General features: G+C 36.9%; 12 protein-coding genes and 1 riboswitch. Of the genes, 9 read left to right on the top strand and 3 right to left on the bottom strand.

Features of this window, described 5'->3' with window-relative positions:
- Position 1: 1 nt before the first annotated feature.
- A complete protein-coding gene (locus IHV10_RS10470) occupies positions 2 to 376 on the top strand; it encodes a hypothetical protein (RefSeq protein WP_197128862.1) in 375 nt (124 codons plus the stop codon).
- Positions 377 to 468: 92 nt separating this feature from the next.
- On the opposite strand, the gene IHV10_RS10475 is transcribed toward IHV10_RS10470, so the two are convergent.
- Positions 469 to 2058, bottom strand: a complete 1590-nt coding sequence (locus tag IHV10_RS10475; RefSeq protein WP_197128864.1) for a M14 family metallopeptidase — start codon at positions 2056 to 2058, stop codon at positions 469 to 471.
- A gap of 75 nt (positions 2059 to 2133) precedes the next feature.
- On the opposite strand from IHV10_RS10475, the gene IHV10_RS10480 reads away from it, so the two are divergent.
- Positions 2134 to 2853, top strand: coding sequence for a L,D-transpeptidase family protein (locus IHV10_RS10480; protein WP_197128866.1), 720 nt, complete (start codon positions 2134 to 2136; stop codon positions 2851 to 2853).
- Positions 2854 to 3017: 164 nt separating this feature from the next.
- Entirely contained in the window at positions 3018 to 6560 is a 3543-nt protein-coding gene (locus tag IHV10_RS10485; protein ID WP_197128867.1) for a S8 family peptidase, read from the top strand.
- 52 nt (positions 6561 to 6612) lie between these two features.
- On the opposite strand, the gene IHV10_RS10490 is transcribed toward IHV10_RS10485, so the two are convergent.
- Entirely contained in the window at positions 6613 to 7758 is a 1146-nt protein-coding gene (locus IHV10_RS10490; protein WP_197128869.1) for a hypothetical protein, read from the bottom strand.
- Between the two features lie 277 nt (positions 7759 to 8035).
- Between IHV10_RS10490 and IHV10_RS10495 the strand changes: the two genes are divergently transcribed.
- The 6 genes from IHV10_RS10495 to IHV10_RS10520 all read left to right on the top strand — a co-directional run bounded on the left by IHV10_RS10495 (position 8036) and on the right by IHV10_RS10520 (position 15883).
- Positions 8036 to 9253 carry a hypothetical protein gene (locus IHV10_RS10495; RefSeq protein ID WP_197128871.1) on the top strand — a complete coding sequence of 406 codons (1218 nt, stop codon included), beginning with the start codon at positions 8036 to 8038 and terminating at the stop codon, positions 9251 to 9253.
- Between the two features lies 1 nt (position 9254).
- Entirely contained in the window at positions 9255 to 10148 is an 894-nt protein-coding gene (locus IHV10_RS10500) for a tetratricopeptide repeat protein (RefSeq protein ID WP_197128873.1), read from the top strand.
- 126 nt (positions 10149 to 10274) lie between these two features.
- On the top strand, positions 10275 to 11990 hold the full coding sequence (locus tag IHV10_RS10505) for a DUF2194 domain-containing protein (protein WP_197128875.1): 1716 nt from the start codon (positions 10275 to 10277) through the stop codon (positions 11988 to 11990).
- Positions 11991 to 13418, top strand: a complete 1428-nt coding sequence (gene pelF / locus IHV10_RS10510) for a GT4 family glycosyltransferase PelF (RefSeq protein WP_197128877.1) — start codon at positions 11991 to 11993, stop codon at positions 13416 to 13418.
- Positions 13406 to 14857 (top strand): exopolysaccharide Pel transporter PelG, encoded by a 1452-nt coding sequence (gene pelG / locus IHV10_RS10515; RefSeq protein WP_197128879.1) that lies wholly within the window; start codon positions 13406 to 13408, stop codon positions 14855 to 14857. The genes pelF and pelG overlap by 13 nt, the downstream gene beginning before the upstream one ends.
- A 59-nt stretch (positions 14858 to 14916) precedes the next feature.
- A riboswitch (cyclic di-GMP riboswitch) is annotated at positions 14917 to 15007 on the top strand.
- A 36-nt stretch (positions 15008 to 15043) separates the two neighbouring features.
- Complete coding sequence (locus tag IHV10_RS10520) at positions 15044 to 15883, top strand: endo alpha-1,4 polygalactosaminidase (protein WP_197128881.1); 840 nt, start codon at positions 15044 to 15046, stop codon at positions 15881 to 15883.
- A gap of 105 nt (positions 15884 to 15988) precedes the next feature.
- Here IHV10_RS10520 and IHV10_RS10525 read toward each other — a convergent pair whose 3' ends face one another.
- Positions 15989 to 16894: a C39 family peptidase gene (locus IHV10_RS10525; RefSeq protein WP_197128882.1), complete on the bottom strand. Its 906-nt coding sequence runs from the start codon at positions 16892 to 16894 to the stop codon at positions 15989 to 15991.
- Positions 16895 to 16972: the final 78 nt, after the last annotated feature.

The following is a 16972-nucleotide window of genomic DNA, read 5'->3' on the forward strand; positions in this document are numbered from 1 at the left end:
CATGGTGAAGACTTTAAAGGTACTGTTACTTACTTTCTTATTTAATGGCCTTCTTTTTGTTGGACTTCCTTATGCTTATTTGGCTTATCAAGGTTCAAAATTTACATTCTCGGTTGAAAAATGGCATGCACAAGAAGACAAACGAGGAGACATAGTAGGGGATTTGGTAGAGAAGTATGATTTTAAAGGCTGGTCCGAAACAAGAGTCATTAAGCTTTTAGGAGAGCCCGCGAAAGATGGAGCGAGGAAAGAGCCTGATAATATTGTATATTATTTAGGTGATGAAAGTGGCTATCCAAGTATTGATAGTGAATGGTTACTTTTTTGGTTTGATGAAAACGATCGTGTTACTAAATTTGAAGTTACAACAGATTAAATTCGTTGTAGTCTTTTAAGAATCAGCTAGCGCAAATAAAAAATTAGTATATAGAAAAAGGGCTTACTCAAAAATATTGAGTAAGCTCTTTATTATTGTGCTGTATATTCTTTTACCCAGCCGTTGCCTTGAGGCGTTTCAATGTAATACCATATATCTTTCCATTGTTTGGTCGCTTTAGCTGTACCTGGCTGAAGAACAGTTGGTGTCTTGCGTACTTCTAACGGGTACGTATACAGATTCTTCACGGTTGTAAGCTTAATCTGCTTATTGATTGCAACTGGTTTATAGTTCAATACTACATTTTTTGCTTGAACCCATCTTACACCACTTGATGTTTGGAGGGCATACCAGTTTTTATAGGACTTAACCGCTTTGTATTCTCCTGCAGGAGCGGAGCTGCTAGTCACTTTACTCGTTAACGGAAGTGTATATAAAGTTAGAGGTTCAGTTAGTAAAATAGGCATCGGAGTTGAATAGCTAGTAACAGATCCCAATACATAATTTCCTTTAGACACCCACTTCTTACCATGAACAGTATTTAATCTAAAAAAGTTTCCTTTTTCAGCGATAACTGTTGCTGGCTGAGCATTAAAGCGCAACGTTGATTTGTACTGAGTACCAGGACGATCATACAAATACGTATTATCAAACTTTGTGATTAAGTAATTCGTTTTTGAGAGCTTACCTTCCCAAAGTTTTTTACCTTCATTCGCGATATAAAGTCCAGCTTTTTTGTTTCTTCTCCATTCTTCAGGAATTACTGATAAAGGAGGGTTCGTTTCGTTGACTGCATAACTTAACTCAGGTGTGAACGCAGGGCGTTTGAATTCACTGATGAACCAGTCTTTATAACCTCCACCACCACCCGGAGCTGGTGCGACTAAAGAATAACCAGTCATAGATGAGAAAGCTTTTGCCATATTATAATCACGTGTATAGTTTTCTTTCGTATTATTATAATGCCAATATAATATTCGTCCTGCTGAATGATAAGAGATAGTTACCTCAGGATCTACGAAATAAGTGAAGTTATACAGCAATCTGTTTTCGTTCGTTTGAAGCGGCTTTGTTCCCTTGTAATTCTTGTAAGATGGAGATGTGGGACCTTCAATACTGCTCCAACCAGGAGGATACTGTCTGTTTGGGTCAATACCTTGAGCGTTCGCCTTCCACCGTTTAAAGTTCGTGCTTCCGTTGTTCATCTTAATTAAATTTGAACGAACAGAAGAAGGAAAAACGTTTGGACCGTATTGTTGAAGTGTTACTCCATCAGGGTTCACCATAGGAACGAACCAGATGGATACATCATTTAATAGATTGAATACATTATAGCCATCGAAATTGGTCTTATTTTTGTAAGCATTTGCGTATTGATCGAGCATTTCCATTGTGATATTCGTTGTAATCCACTCACGACCATGATGAGATCCGTTGTAAAAGACGGTAGCGTCACCTTTACCAAGTTTCACAGCCCATATGTGGCGGCCGTAAACCGTTTTTCCTAATGATTTGTATGTAATAAGTCCAGGGTATTTCGTTGATAATTCTTTTATGTCGGCTGTCATTCCTGTGTAAGTAGCCGTTGCATTCAAATTTACATAATCTGCTGCTTCAGCTTTTTGGCTCATCGTCGGTAGAATGAGAGTGAAAGCTAACAGAAAGACGATTATTTTTTTCATATGACCCTCCTAAAATATGTGCTGATTCGCAATTATTAGTATACTATTAAACTAATTGGTAAAGGAGATAATTTCATGCAAAAGAAAAAAATAGTTCTATTTATCCTGTCGTTCTTTGCTTCTACTCTATTACACCCGTTTCAAACAAAAGCGGTAACAACTATTCCGTATGAAAAACAATTATTGTCACATGCACTGGCGAAAAAAGGTTCAAAGCAAGTCATCATTGTAAAGGCAGATAGTTCCACGTCTTATAAAGCCGTTCTAGCCGCCTATGAATACACTGGTTCTTCTTGGAAAAGAGTTTATACTTACCCTGCAGTTTTAGGTAAGAATGGCGTATCAGCTCAAAAGAAAGAAGGAGATGGTAAGTCGCCAGCTGGTATGTACTTTATGGGGCAGGGATTTGGTTCTGTTACGAAACCAAGTGGAATGGTGCTGTCCTATAAAAAAACAACAGCTTACGATTATTGGATTGATGATGTAACGTCTCCTGATTACAACCGATGGAAGGTCTATGATGGAAATCCGTACTCGAAATGGAAATCATTTGAACGACTCAATCATCCTCTATACAAATATGCAACAGTCATACGTTACAATGAGAAACCGGTTGTTGGAAAAGGAAGTGCTATATTTCTTCATATTTGGAGAGAGCGTACGAGTCCAACAGCAGGATGCACAGCGCTTCATGAAGGAAATGTATTAAGACTCATGCAATGGATGGATCCAGCAAAAAAACCGCTGTTTATTCAAGGTACGGAAACCGATTTAAAGCGTATGTCACAGCTATAAAAAAAGATTGACCAAAGTGAATTTACTATTCATTTTGGTCTTTTTTTGTCGAAAAATAGAGTATAGGTTATAGGCAAATAGTAGCTACTAATCATCTAGCAATCTGCTATAATCTAATTAACTTATTTTTCCAAAATGAGTAAATTGTTGGTAGGAGGAAAGAAATGCTAGACTGGAAAAAGCAGCTATCTGTATTAGGTTTATGTGCAAGTTTAGTAGGAACAGGATTTTCAACGGTTAATGTACAAGCGAAAGGAAAAGAGGTTAGTCTTTCAAACTCGTACATATCAAAATTCCTAGAAGAAAAACGTCAAGAAAAGGTAAATAAGAAACCGGCTATTAGTGAGGATACGTTAATCGTTAAATACAATAGACCGATTTCGGCAAGTGAACATAACCGTGCTGGAGCAACACCAATTAAAACAATCAGTAAGTTGAACTATACAGTGGTTAAGATTAAGAAAAAAGGAACAATTGAAACGGTCTTAAAAGCTTATCAAAAGATGGGTAAGGTAGAGTTAGCAAGTCCGAGTGCAATGTACACAACACAAAGCACGAACGACCCAAAGGTGAAGGAGCAATATCATCTATCTCTCTTACAAATGGAAAAAGCTCAAAGCCTAGTAGGGAATAAATCGATTAAAGTAGCTGTTATTGACCAAGGAGCAGATAGAAATCACCCAGACCTTACTGGACAGCTGCTACCTGGTTACAACACAGTAAGTCCAATTAATCAGCCAGCACCAGATTTCCATGGTACTCACGTATCTGGAATTATTGCAGCGAAGAAAAATAACGGAATTGGCGGTTATGGTGTTAACCCTAACGCTGATATTCTAAATATTGACGTATTTGATCGTGGAGGCGGTGCTTATGACTTTGCTATCGCAGATGCGATTCTTTATGCAGCAGATAACGGTGCGAAAGTTATCAATATGAGCATTGGCGGAGGAATGCCTTCTCCATTGATTGAAGACGCTGTAAAAAAAGCAATCGCAAAAAACGTGACGATTGTAGCTTCTGCAGGAAACAGCGGAGATGATGGACTAAACTATCCAGCCGCTTTCGAAGGCGTTATCTCTGTCGGGTCAACCAATAAAGATAATAAGTTATCTAGCTACTCAACTTTCGGACCGTCTGTTGATATAGTAGCGCCTGGTGAAAATGTTTATGCTCCGATCTATGAAGCTGAACGTAAATCAAGCTTTGATTATCTAAGTGGAACGTCTATGGCCTCACCAGTTGTTGCAGGAGTAGCGTCCCTATTGTTAACAAAATACCCTAACCTTACGCCAGCGCAGGTGGAATATGTGCTAGAGCACACGGCTAAAGACCTTGGCGCGAAAGGGTTTGATACGAAGTTCGGAAACGGACTCGTTAATCCTGTTGACGCGTTAAAGTTTGATGTGAAGAAAATTCCTGCGTCAGTGAAGAATCCGAAAACAGAAAGTGAGATTCTTAAAGCGGCTAAATCGGTAACAGTAGCAGGCAAGTATTCCTATTCAAACAAAATTACAAAAGCTAACGAAGAGCAATGGATCAAGTTCCCTGTAAAAGAGGGAGAATTCATTCAAACCTCTTTACAAGGTGCAGCTCCATATGACTACAAGTACAAGCTTCATTTATATTCAGAAGATGGAACACTGATCGAAGAAGTCAACCAAGTACGTGAAGGTAAGCCTGAAGGGAAATTGCTGGAGATTCCTTACTCGGGTACATTAGCGATCGGAATTAAAGACGCAAATGGAAGTTTTGATGATTCAGGTAAAGGTTTGTCTCATTACAAGCTAAACGTTGAAAGAAGCAATGAACTTGCAGAAGACGGTGTGGATCTGGAGAACCCCCTTGTGGTAGATTCTTTCCCTTATTCTTCTAAGGAAAAAGCCTTAACGTTTACAGGTGAAGAAGGCGATGAAGACTACTTCAAGATTACCGTTGAAGAAAAACAGATGGTGCGAGTAAAAACATCAGCGGTTCCTGGAATTGATGCAAGTCTGAACGTATACCTTAACGAACAATTCTTCCCTCCAACTGAAGGTGAAGAAGGCGAAGAGGAAGAGGAACCATCAGGTACTATGGCAGCTAAACCATCTCATGAGGATGAAGAAGAGTTTCTAGAGCCAATGTATTACTCTAACTCTCGTGGTTATGGTGAAGGGGAGACCCTTGTGTTCGAAGCAGAGCCTGGCATAGAGTATCTTGTAGCTACATCAAATATGATGAAGTATAACGATTTTATGTTTGACTTCTTTATGAACGAACAAATGATGTATCAGGGCGCTGAAGGAGAATTTGATTCGTCTAACCTTCCGTATGAGGTAACAATGGAAAGCAAGGTTCTTCCTGAAGATGAGGATAACTATCCACTTCTTGAAGAAGAAATGCCTGAGGAAGAGTTTGAAGAAGGCGAAATCGATGCAGAAGAGTATGTTGCAAAGAAACAGGCAGTTCGAGATGTATTGCATGATGTAGAAGATGAAGAAGATGAATATGAGAGAATGATGCGTGAGATTCAAGAATCAGCACTAGAATACAATATTGGTGAAAAAGCTGCTGGTTATCTTCAAATGATAGAAGATGAGGATTACTTTAAAGTTACACCAGGTGAAACAGGAATCTACGATTTTTCTTTTGCGAAGAACGGCAACATTCCAGCATTAGAAATGTATGAATTGATCGAACTAACGGATGAAGAGGGTAATACGTTTACAGATCTTGGTCAAATTGGAGCTAACTACACATGGGATTGGTCTGGAATTAAGATGAATTCCACGATGTTAGTAGGTCTACGCAAAAATAAAACATACTATGTAAAAGTGATGAATGATCCGTTTAACGAAAACAGTATCTCTTTTGATCAATATTCGTTCAGCTCTAAATTAAGAATTAAGAATCCTGAAGATAAGTATGAGAACAATGATAAGCTTGAGAGAGTGAAGAGCCTCCCGGCTAAGCGTTTCTCTGGTAACTTCGCGATGCAGAACGATATGGATGTATTCTATTTAAAACCTGGAAGTAAAGATACGTTATTCGGCGTTAATATTGATCGCTATCCTGTAACGAATGACTTGAAAAAGAAGTACCCAGCCGAATTACTAGGAACGATTTACAGCGCAGCTATCGTTTTTGAAGACAAGAATAATAACCGAAAAGTGGATGAAAGTGAATTTGACACGATTCGTTATATGGAAAAAGGTTGGGAAACAGGTCATTCTAGCGGCTCTTTCTTAGCGAAAAAAGGGAAGGGATACGTTATTGCATTTGTAAGCATGACTGAATCTCCTAGCCCTAGCTTAATTCCTTACTCTGCACAAGTTGCTCCGGTCAACATGAAGGATGAGGATGCAGGTTCTGTGGTTCGTAACTACAAACCATCTAAGCCCCTTTCACTTAAAAAAGTGAACAGCAAGAAATGGACAGCAACAGGCTATTTAAATGCAGGGGTAACAAATGGCGATACAGATTGGTATGCATTAAAGCTTACGAAGGATAGCAAAGCAAAGCTTACATTAGATATCAAAAATGATGTAGATGCTGTCATGTCCATCTACAAAGATGGAAAGTTAGTGAAGCGTGCTGATTATTATCGTCTAGGAGACGATGAAGTATTGCTCACGAACCTCAAGAAAGGCACGTACTACATTGAGGTGAAAGACACGAATCGAAATGCTAGTCTTAGCCCATACACATTAAATGTTGAGTTTTAATAGGAAAAACCCAGCCGAAGATTGATTCGGCTGGGTTTTACTTTTCGCTTGATTAGTTTACCAAAGATTTACGATATAACTCTTCTGTCATGGGTACAACTTCTTCTCTAACAATAATCTCTCCATCACTCTGAACAACTTCTAATACGATTCTAATCTTTTTGCCTACAGGTATTATTTTTTCGTTGGATTCATTGATCGGGTCAAGATAAGAATCCCAATACCCATGAACGATATTCATTTGATAGGCACTGCTCCAATCACGGTACGTCCAGGTGAATGCTGATAATCTATTTCCCCAATCGTTACTGGAATAGTGACCATACACTTCTGTACCGACTGCAGATTTAAGTGACTCATAAGTAGGGTACTTTTCTGCGTCAGCAATCCAAAGTCTGATCTCGCCTTCATAATTAAAAGTTACTTTCATTTTATTATTTCTATTTTGAGTTACATAAAATGTGTCATAAACTCCGCTTGTTTTATCATCCAGCAACTCTTGTAAAAGATTAGTCCGTTCCTGAAGAAGTGCTTTTCTTTTTGGTGCCTTAATCTTATTCATACAAGCTGTCGCTAAATCTAAACGTCGTTGTGCTTCCTCTGTGTTTTTAGCAATAGATGCTTCGGCACGGTCAAGATGTGTATCAGCACTTATGATGTAATACACTTCATCGCGGGATTTTTTAATTGGATTTAAATAGCGCTGCTTAAATGCTTGTTGAATATCCTTTCCATACACCTTGTCATAATTAGGCTGGAGTAGGCTCAGTTTATAATTGAAATAATTGTAAGATCTCCATTTATAAAAAGGTTCATCAGATAGGTAATGATCAAGGTGCTTCGTCTTATAGTCTAGTAATATCGGATAAGTTCGCACGGCATTGTTGTAAGCATTGCCGTTTTGTATGACTTTCTGATACCCCGCCACTTGAGTAAGCAATTGTTTTTTCCTGTCCGTATTTGGGAGCGAATCTACCATTTTTTTTGCTTTTTCCACTTCATCCCTTGCTTTATTGTAAGGCGTTGTAATTACTGTACTGAAATCGAGATTCTTCGTATATTTTTGATGAAGAATAGTACTAACTTCTGCTGCGAGTTTCACTTGTTTTTCTGTAGCAGGGAGAGATGCGGCTTTAGCTGTAACAGGAAATAGAAGTAGTAGACATGCAGTTAAGATTGAATACATTAGTTTTTTCAAAACAATCATCCTCATTTATGAAGGTAATATACTATCATCATAATAACAAAATATATAAAAAATGTATTTATTTATAAGTGGCAATAATACCTTTTTGAATCATCCACTTGCTGTGTGTAATTTGTGCCTCTTCAATATATAGGAAACTTTATTTTGACCGATATTATAGTATCTATCTATTGAAAGCTAAGTGTGAATTTGGTAATATTATCAAGTTGTGTTTGGGTATATTTGGTTCGTTTGAGTGGTTTTATATTAGGAGTCAGGAGTAACGTCTATGTACAACAACAATAAAAGCTGGATAAAATGGTCAGAACTTTTAGTTGTTTCATCCATCCTATATATCATAGATTTGTTCGTATTTTCTTTTTCTGAGTTATCAGCAAGTCCTTATGTTATTATCATACTTTTATTTAGTATAAGGTATGGTATTTTGTACGGTTTATTAATCTCAGGTATTATACTAGGCATTCACTTAGTGAGTGCCTGGAGTAATAACGAAGATATTTATTCCTACATCTTCTTTGGTGATTTTTCTATCTCAGCCATCATCTATTTATTAACAGCCTATATAAGCGGCATATACTCTACTCGGTACAGAGAACGGTATGAAGATAAAGAGTCTGAGCGAGCAGAGCTTCAAGCACAATTTGAACAAGCTGTTACTACTTTATACACAGTTAATGAAACAAATGATGTACTAGAAAAGAAAATTCTTGCTTCAGAAATGACAATGGTTAACGTTTATAAGATGCTGCAGGCACTTGATCAAGATCATGTTGAGATGTTTATTAACGAAGTAGCAAAAACGCTTGAGACCTATTATGGGGCAAAAACCCTTGGTGTTTATCACGTAGATCAAAGTTTACGAGCTCTACGCATAAAGGTGCGAAAAGGAGAAGAAAAGCTGCTTCCTCAAACCATATTTATAGATTCAGCACCTATGTTTTACGAGAGGTTGCTTCAGGACGAAAGTATTACGATTCGCCGTATTACAGATGAAGACACCGCTCCATTGTTGGCAGCTCCTATAAAAATTAATAATCAGATCAGACAGATTATCGTTATACAGGAACTTGATCTTTCTAGGCTAAGTAATGAAGGATTATCTATGTTACATATGCTGATTGAAATTATCTCGGAACAATTGACGAAGACTTGGAATAAGTCTGAAAAACAAGAACAACAGCAGTATTATCCAGATACTAAAGTATTTAAGCCCTCTTTTTTTAAAGAACGCATAGAAATAGAAAAAGCGAGATTAGTAGAATTTAACGTACCTTATTGTTATGTCAACTATAAAACGAAGCCTTTAAACCTGCCTACTTTGCAACGTGTAGAGTTAGCACTTAGAAAGTATTTAAGAGAAGTCGACTTAATTTCTTATTATCCCAGCGCGAATCAATTAATTATTCTACTGCCAGGAACGTCTAAGGGCAATGTAGAAGTCATTGAGAAAAGATTAAAAAATGTGGTGCTGGAGGTTCTAAAATAATATGGTAAAGTATTTCATCTTTCTATATTGTATAAACAGCATTCTTATTTTAATCATAAAAAAACGGATTGAAAAAGAGAATAGCGATACAGAAAGAAAAATAGATTACTTTTGGCTATTGCTTATTAGTTTGTTTGTTCCTCTATTAGGTGCATTAGGGGTTTTAGTAGTCATTAAGCTTTCAAATCGCAAAGGAAAAGAAAAACGTTATATTCACCATGAACGTTTTTATGTGAACAATTTTAATGAGGTGGGACTACTCTCGTTAAAAAGAAGAGAATCTATTCCTTTTTTCGCAGCTATGCAATCGGTTGATGATATTGGGAAATACTTAGTCGTTCGTTTAATGGAGAACAAAATACCTAAGCAGGGCAAATATTTAAAGGTAGCAGTTGGTGAGCCAAATAAAGAAACAGCACACTATGCTGCTACAGCTTTAAATCTATTAAATAAACGGTATGAAACAACTATTAATAACATGTTGTTATCACTACGTGAGAATAGCAGCATACAAGGCTACAAGAATATTTTGTATGTCTATAAAGATTATCTAACGAGTGATGTTGTTTCTGATACTTTGTTGAAAGAAAAGAAAGAAACCTATGAAAACCTTTTGAAGGAGGCGATTAAACAATTTCCTAACGAGGTTTTGTTCTACGAGCAATTAGCCATATTTTATTGGGAAAACTGCAAAGAGAATCAGGCAGTTTCATTGTCAGAAAAGGTAATCTCTCACTTCCCAAATACGGCCGAATGTTACTTCATTCTGCTTAACTATTACTATATGGCTCATGATAAGAAACAAATCAATAAAGTATTAGCAAAAATAGAGAAACACTACTCAGAAAGAATTCCATTAAGACTTCAGTCTGTGCTGGAACTAATAAAGGGATGAAGAACGATGAAAGACACGAATAAAGTGGTTTGGTCAGTTTTACTTATCACCTTACTCTGCTTAATTATTGTACAAATTTCTAGAATTGGAGAGATTCACTGGCTATTTCCTCAACAGGAGATAAAAATGATGAAACATGGTTTACTTCCAACTGTTTTGTCAGATGTTGAAGGTGATCAACTAAACATTCTCGTGTTAGGAAACGAAAAATCTCTTAAGAATAATCCCTCCTTACGCCACCTGAATAAATCTCTTGAACTAGGGAAATTGTCTTACTCCTATATTGAAACGTTAGACCAGGTCGCTATTACTCCTTATACAATCGTTATTATCCTTGATGAGAAAAAAGCGATAGCTGAAGAGGATAATATTCGAACTTTTGTTAATGAAGGTGGAAGACTATTTGTTGGATTACGCTTTTTCCATCCTGACCTCAATGATGTGATGGGGATTGAAGAGGTTAACGGTTATCATCAAGACGATTTAAATGGTATTACGTTTACAAAGTCTTTTGCCCCTATTTATCCTGATATTGAAGATCAAGACGGTAAAATACCGAATAATTCTCTTGATCTTACCCTACAGAATGACAGTGAAGTTTATGTAAAAAGCCAAGGAACACCTATACTTTGGTATCATTCCTACGGAAAAGGGAAAGTTGCGTATTGGAACGGAACCATGCTTCAAGGAAAAGGCGCAAGAGGTCTGTTGTTACAATCTCTTTCCTTACTGCCACCCAGGTTTGTTTCTGGGCGACTTGAAATGAGTGTCTTTTTTATTGATGATTTCCCTGCTCCATTTCCTGACGGTGATCATGAGAATATCACCCCGACATTCAATACAAGTGTTGGTTCTTTTTTTAAGACCATTTGGTGGCCGGATATGAAGGATTTACAAAATAAATATCGTTTAAAGTACACACATGCTTTTATTGGAACATATCGCTCCGATCAGAGAATGAATACCGAACAGTTAATCAAACAAAATCAAGCGAAATTTTTATTTTACGGTCGAGATGCTCTTCAAAATGGAGACGAGTTAAGTTTACATGGATATAATCATCAATCTCTTGTGACAAAGAACGAACCGATAGCTAAAGACTATGGATATATCCCATGGGTTAATCAAGAACAAATGGAAAACGCTACAACCCAAGTTATGAAAATGCATGAGCACTTATTTCCAAAATATAAGATTAAAACTTATGTACCACCATCAAATGTAATAAATACAACTGGACTAAAAGCATTGAAGAGAAGCGCACCTTCTATTAATACGATTTCTTCTTTATACCTAGGCGGCACTGAACAAGGTTCGTTTATCCAAGAATTTGGCTACGACGACAACGCAGGTTATTTTAACTTACCTCGTGTTTCCAGTGGATACGCTCCTGATCTGTATGAACGGTTTTCATATGCTGACGCACTAGCTAATGCCGGAATCTTTTCACATTTCATTCATCCTGATGATTTGTTGGATCCTTATCGAAACAAAGGATACAGATGGCCAGATTTAAATGTTGAACTGGATCGACATTTGAATAAGATTTATGAAACCTATCCGTTTTTAAAAGGTGTTACTGCTCAAGAAGCAAAAAAGCTGTACACAGCTTATAGTAAGTCCGAAATGAAGATAGATTACCAAGAAAACAAGATTATTCTTTATGGCAAAAATCTAGTTTCACCAAGTGTATTTCTAATTCGTCTAAACGACAATGAAACGTTGAAAACAGGTGCTTTTGATGGGTATAAAGTGTCTGGTATTAAAGGATTTAATGGGCTTTATACGATTGAAACTTTCAAGGGCAAAACGATAGTTCCTATTAAGAGAGGTGAGTCATAGGTGAAGATAGCCATCATTGCCGAGGGAAGTTATCCTTTTGTTAGCGGAGGAGTTTCTTCGTGGATCCATACTCTAATTAGTGAAATGCCTGAGTTTGATTTCACCATCATCTCTATTATGCCAAGTGGTTCTGCCATAACGAAAGAGGATTGGAAATACAAACTTCCTGCTAACGGAAAATCAGTTGAGGTTTACAAGTTGGAAGTAAAGGAAGAAAACCCAATCTATCCTAATTTGAGTGATGAAAATAGAGACGTCTTACTATCCTTCTTTTTGTCGAAAGATACATCCGGGAAAGCCATGCGTTTCTTAGGGGATACAAGTATCATCGGCAATCCATCGGGGTTCTTTAGAAGCCGTGAATTTTGGGAAATTGTTCAGGTTTGTTATAAAGAAGAAAAGCTCCAAAGCTCTTTCATTGATTACTTTTGGATGATTCGTAATAAATATGAACCTATTATTCATCTACTCCAAAGTGACTTTGATGAATATGACATTGTGCACGCTGCGTCTACTGGTTATGCAGGTGTATTAGGAGCTTATCTTTCCGCACAACAAGATATACCGTTACTTGTTACCGAGCATGGGATTTACTCTCGAGAACGAGAGGAGGAGATATTAAAATCAGATTGGATTCCAATGATCTATAAAAACAGATGGATTCAATTTTTTTATTTTTTAAGTCAACTTGCCTATGATCGAGCTGAACAACTAATTACGCTATTTCAAAAAAATTCAAAGATTCAAGAGCGTTTGGGAGCGCCTAAATCCAAGCAACTGGTAATTGCAAACGGGGTAACACTTTCAGATTCTTCATTACAGAGAAAGAACTTTTCTAATGAAACTCCTATTCAGATAGGGGCCATCGTCAGAGTCGTTCCTATTAAAGATATTATAACAATGATATACGCAGCCGATATGTTGCGAAAACGAAATATCCTATTTGATTTATACATTTTTGGGCCATTAGATGAAGACAAGGAGTATGTGCAAGAGTGCGTAAACTTAGTAAATGAGCTAGGTTTAAAGGACTCTATAACATTTACGGGTAAGATCAATGTGCAATCAAAGTTAGTTGAACTGGATGTATTATTGTTAACAAGTATTTCAGAAGGGCAGCCTTTAGCCATTTTAGAAGGTTTATCTGCCGGTATTCCTTTTGTCAGTACGAATGTTGGAGATTGTGAAGAACTGATTACAGGTGGTGATATTGATTTATTCGGACCAGCAGGCTTTGTCGTTCCTCCAGTAAATCCAAGACAAGTGGCAGAAAGTATAGAAAAGTATGTGGAAGAACCATCTTTAATTGAGCTTCATGGGCGAAATGGATTAAATCGAGTCAAGCATAGGTACCAGCTAAGTGAAGTCATTGAGAGATATCGTTCTCTTTATAAGGAAGTAGGTTTAGGAATACAATGGCAGGAATAGGATTTCAACTTCAAAAAATGTTTCAAGAGGATTACTTTTCTAGCCGAGCGAAGGCATATGGTTTTACCATCCTCCTAACCTCAGGACCGTGGTTGATCACCATTGCTGTTCTAACTTTTCTTCAGTGGGGAATGAATTATTATAATATAGATCTTCGTACGAGGGAATTGTTTGTCGTTTCGATCTCATACACCTTTATTTTTTCACAAGTGATTTATTTTTCACTTCAGCTCGTGGTAACAAGATACATAGCAGACCTATTCTATACTGGGAAAATTGAAGATGTTGCTGCAACAAGTGTTGGATTGGCAAAAGTGACATGTGGTTTAGCTCTTATTTTATGGCTTCCATTTGCTTTACTAACTCCCATACCATTTTGGTACGACTGGCTAGTCTTATTATTATTTCTAGTTATGAACCTCATTTGGGTACTATTTTTATATAGCACAGCGACAAAGGAATATATGAATATTGTGTACGCCTTTTTTTTCGGGGGACTAATAACAGTAGTTGTCTTTTGGGTGTTGCCAATAGGAGACCTTGTACGTTCTCTTCCCGTTATAAAAGGAGCCGCCCTTATGCTAGGTATTTTTACATTCGGGATGCTCGTTACACTTCTTTGGCTTTTATACCATCTATTTATCAGTTTTCCAGACCGTCCCTTACATAATCAATGGGGATTTGTGAGGTATACCTATAAATACCCTGACTTACTATTAACAGGAGTCTTTTATAGTTTAGGGCTTTGGGTCAGTAACTGGATTATTTGGTTTGGTGAGGGATCGGTGAATGTACTGCATACATTTCGTTATCACCCTGATTATGATACAGCTCTATTTTGGTCCTTCTTGACTATTATTCCTACGATGATGACATTTATAGTTTCTATAGAAACAAGGTTTTATAAAAAATATTGGACGTTTTACGGCTTTGTGAATGAAGGTGGAAGTTTAGATCAAATACAAGAAAGTAAGAAAGTGATGATTAGAGTCTTAAAAGAAGAAGTGATTCGTCTTATCAGAACGCAAGGGTTATTTACTCTACTTGTCCTCTTATTGCTGCCTCGGTTTGTTACGTGGTTCGAGTGGAGTGCTGATTTCTTTGAATTAATGCCGATTACACTAGTAGCTGTCTTTTCAATTAGTCTTGTTTTAACACTATCACTTCTTCATCTATACTTCGATGATCGAAGAGGAGCTTGTATAACTACTTTCATATTTTTCATCATAACTTTTGTACTAACTCTATTGTTGCTCCCGCTTGGTTTTGATTGGTATGGAGTAGGAATAGCTGTGGGGGCTTCGCTTTCTTTTACATATGGTGGCCTTCGATTAATATCATATGTAGGCGAAGCTGATTTTCATATTTTCACAAAAAGAGATCCTAAATATTATCAAAATTCTTTAGAAAGATTTATTTCCAATTTTTCTAAAAAATAGATATTCACTATTGTTTTTTGAATTCAAAACCTATAAAATGGAAATAATTAATTTAATACTGTGGTGATGGGCAAACTTGGTGAAAACCAAGGACGCAAAGATATGGGTCTTCGATTCTAACAATAGAATAAAGATTGCCAGTCCGCGAAACCAACCCATCCCTCGTATGAATCGGGGGAATTTTTTATGAAAAAGTGGTTATTAATCATGGCAATCTTTACTTTTGGTTTTTTTTCATTACATCCTAAACACAGTTCTGCTCAAAGTGGACAAAGTACTCTGCAACAGGTCAAAAATTACAAGATTTATTATTCGGCACCAACAGATCGTATTCTTAAGAAGTTAAGTAGTTACGATTTAGTTGTGATCGAACCACAGTTATACACAAAAGAGCAGATTCAATATCTTCAACAAAATGGCACGATTGTTCTTGGTTATATTAGTGTTATGGAAACACCGACGTGGAACAAACAGAGATTGGAACTTCTAGCTGATAGTGACTATTTCAAAAGAAGTGGTGCTAGAGTTCATTATGAGCAATGGGATTCTTATCTAATGGATATAGCGAGTGTTCACTATCATAAAGTCTTAATGGATGAAATGGAAAGACAAGTTAATGCAAAAGGAATGAATGGTGTTTTCTTTGATACCGTTGGGAATATTGACAACGAACATTTGGAGAATAACGCTGCTATATATAAAAAGCAATTAGATGGACTTCTTGCTTTTTTAGATAAGAGTGATCGAAAATTTCCGAATCTCCTAATGGTACAGAATTGGGGTATGGAAACCATTCAACATACTCATAAGTATATGGATGGTTTCATGTGGGAAGGTTTTGACTACAATGAAGTTTCAACAGATGAGTGGGCTCAGAATCAGATTAGTAAGTTGAAAAAGATACAACAAATGGGAAAAACTCAAATTATGACGGTGTCTACAAAGTTAGAACGTAAAAGCAAAAATTACGCAGAAAAATTTAACTTTTTACATTATCATGATAAAAAATCGTATGATGTATTTTAAATCATCAACGATAACATGAAACCAATAAAATGATTGCTTCCTATATTAAGCTTAATGAAAGAAAAGCCAGCGTTGCAAGATACGCTGGCTTTTTTCTATATTTGTTTAGTTATAACTAATCGCTTGTTTACCCATCTGTTCCCAAGCGGCAATGAAATTGTTTAATCGAAGCTTTCTATTCTTTTGGTTTGAAAGTGGATCGTTAAAATAAACATATCCACCGCTATAACCTGTTACCAAGACGGAATGCTCACGGTACGTCACTTTAATCTTACCTTGTGGTGTGTAGAAGTATGTAAATTGGGATTCAGGAAGCTTTGTAAACCATGAGTTTGCTATGACCCACACTGGTTTTTTCTTATCGAGTTGTTTTTTGACCTCTGTAAAGGATTGACCAGATAGATTTACAACACGGCTTCCAAGGTATTGTCTAGCTAGGCTTTCAACGGGTTTGTTATACACACCGTAACCAGGCTTATTATACGTATACATATTTCCTACAAAACCAACGTTAGGGTTTCCGAAATAGACTTTACCATCGACTTTACGGTAAGGTGTTGGATCTTCTTTCACTTCATAAGCAAGAGTCATCTTACTCACTTTTTTACCTGCATGATGAAGCATCATCGCAAGACTTGTAACCTCACATCCCCTTGGAAGCTCAGGCATTTGAGATATAAGTGGAGCGTTAATAGGAGTAAAAGCAGGTGCGGTTGACGTGATCAGCCAGCTTGCGATCCATCCCTTTTGCCCATTAGGCAAAGTAACGTGGTACCAGACTTCTTTTTTGCTGTTATATGCGTATTGGAAAGCTTGTAGCTTTGTTCCGTATTTTACTTGTGTAACGGTTGGATAATTTGTTCCCGTTCCAGAACGAATGTTAACAACATCACCTTTTACATAGTAGGTTTTGTTGATTGAGGCTGCTGCAGATGCATCGTCTGCATGAGTGAAGGCAACCGCAGTGAAAACCATACAAAAAAGGACAAGACTTTTTAAAACAAATTTCATTTTTTTCCTCCCTAACGAAAATTCGATCTGTTTCACTCTTATATCGTAATATTTGACAAAATTTTCATCAATAGGGAA

Source organism: Fictibacillus sp. 5RED26 (genome assembly GCF_015903895.1).
GTDB classification, from domain to species: Bacteria; Bacillota; Bacilli; order Bacillales; family Fictibacillaceae; genus Fictibacillus; species Fictibacillus phosphorivorans.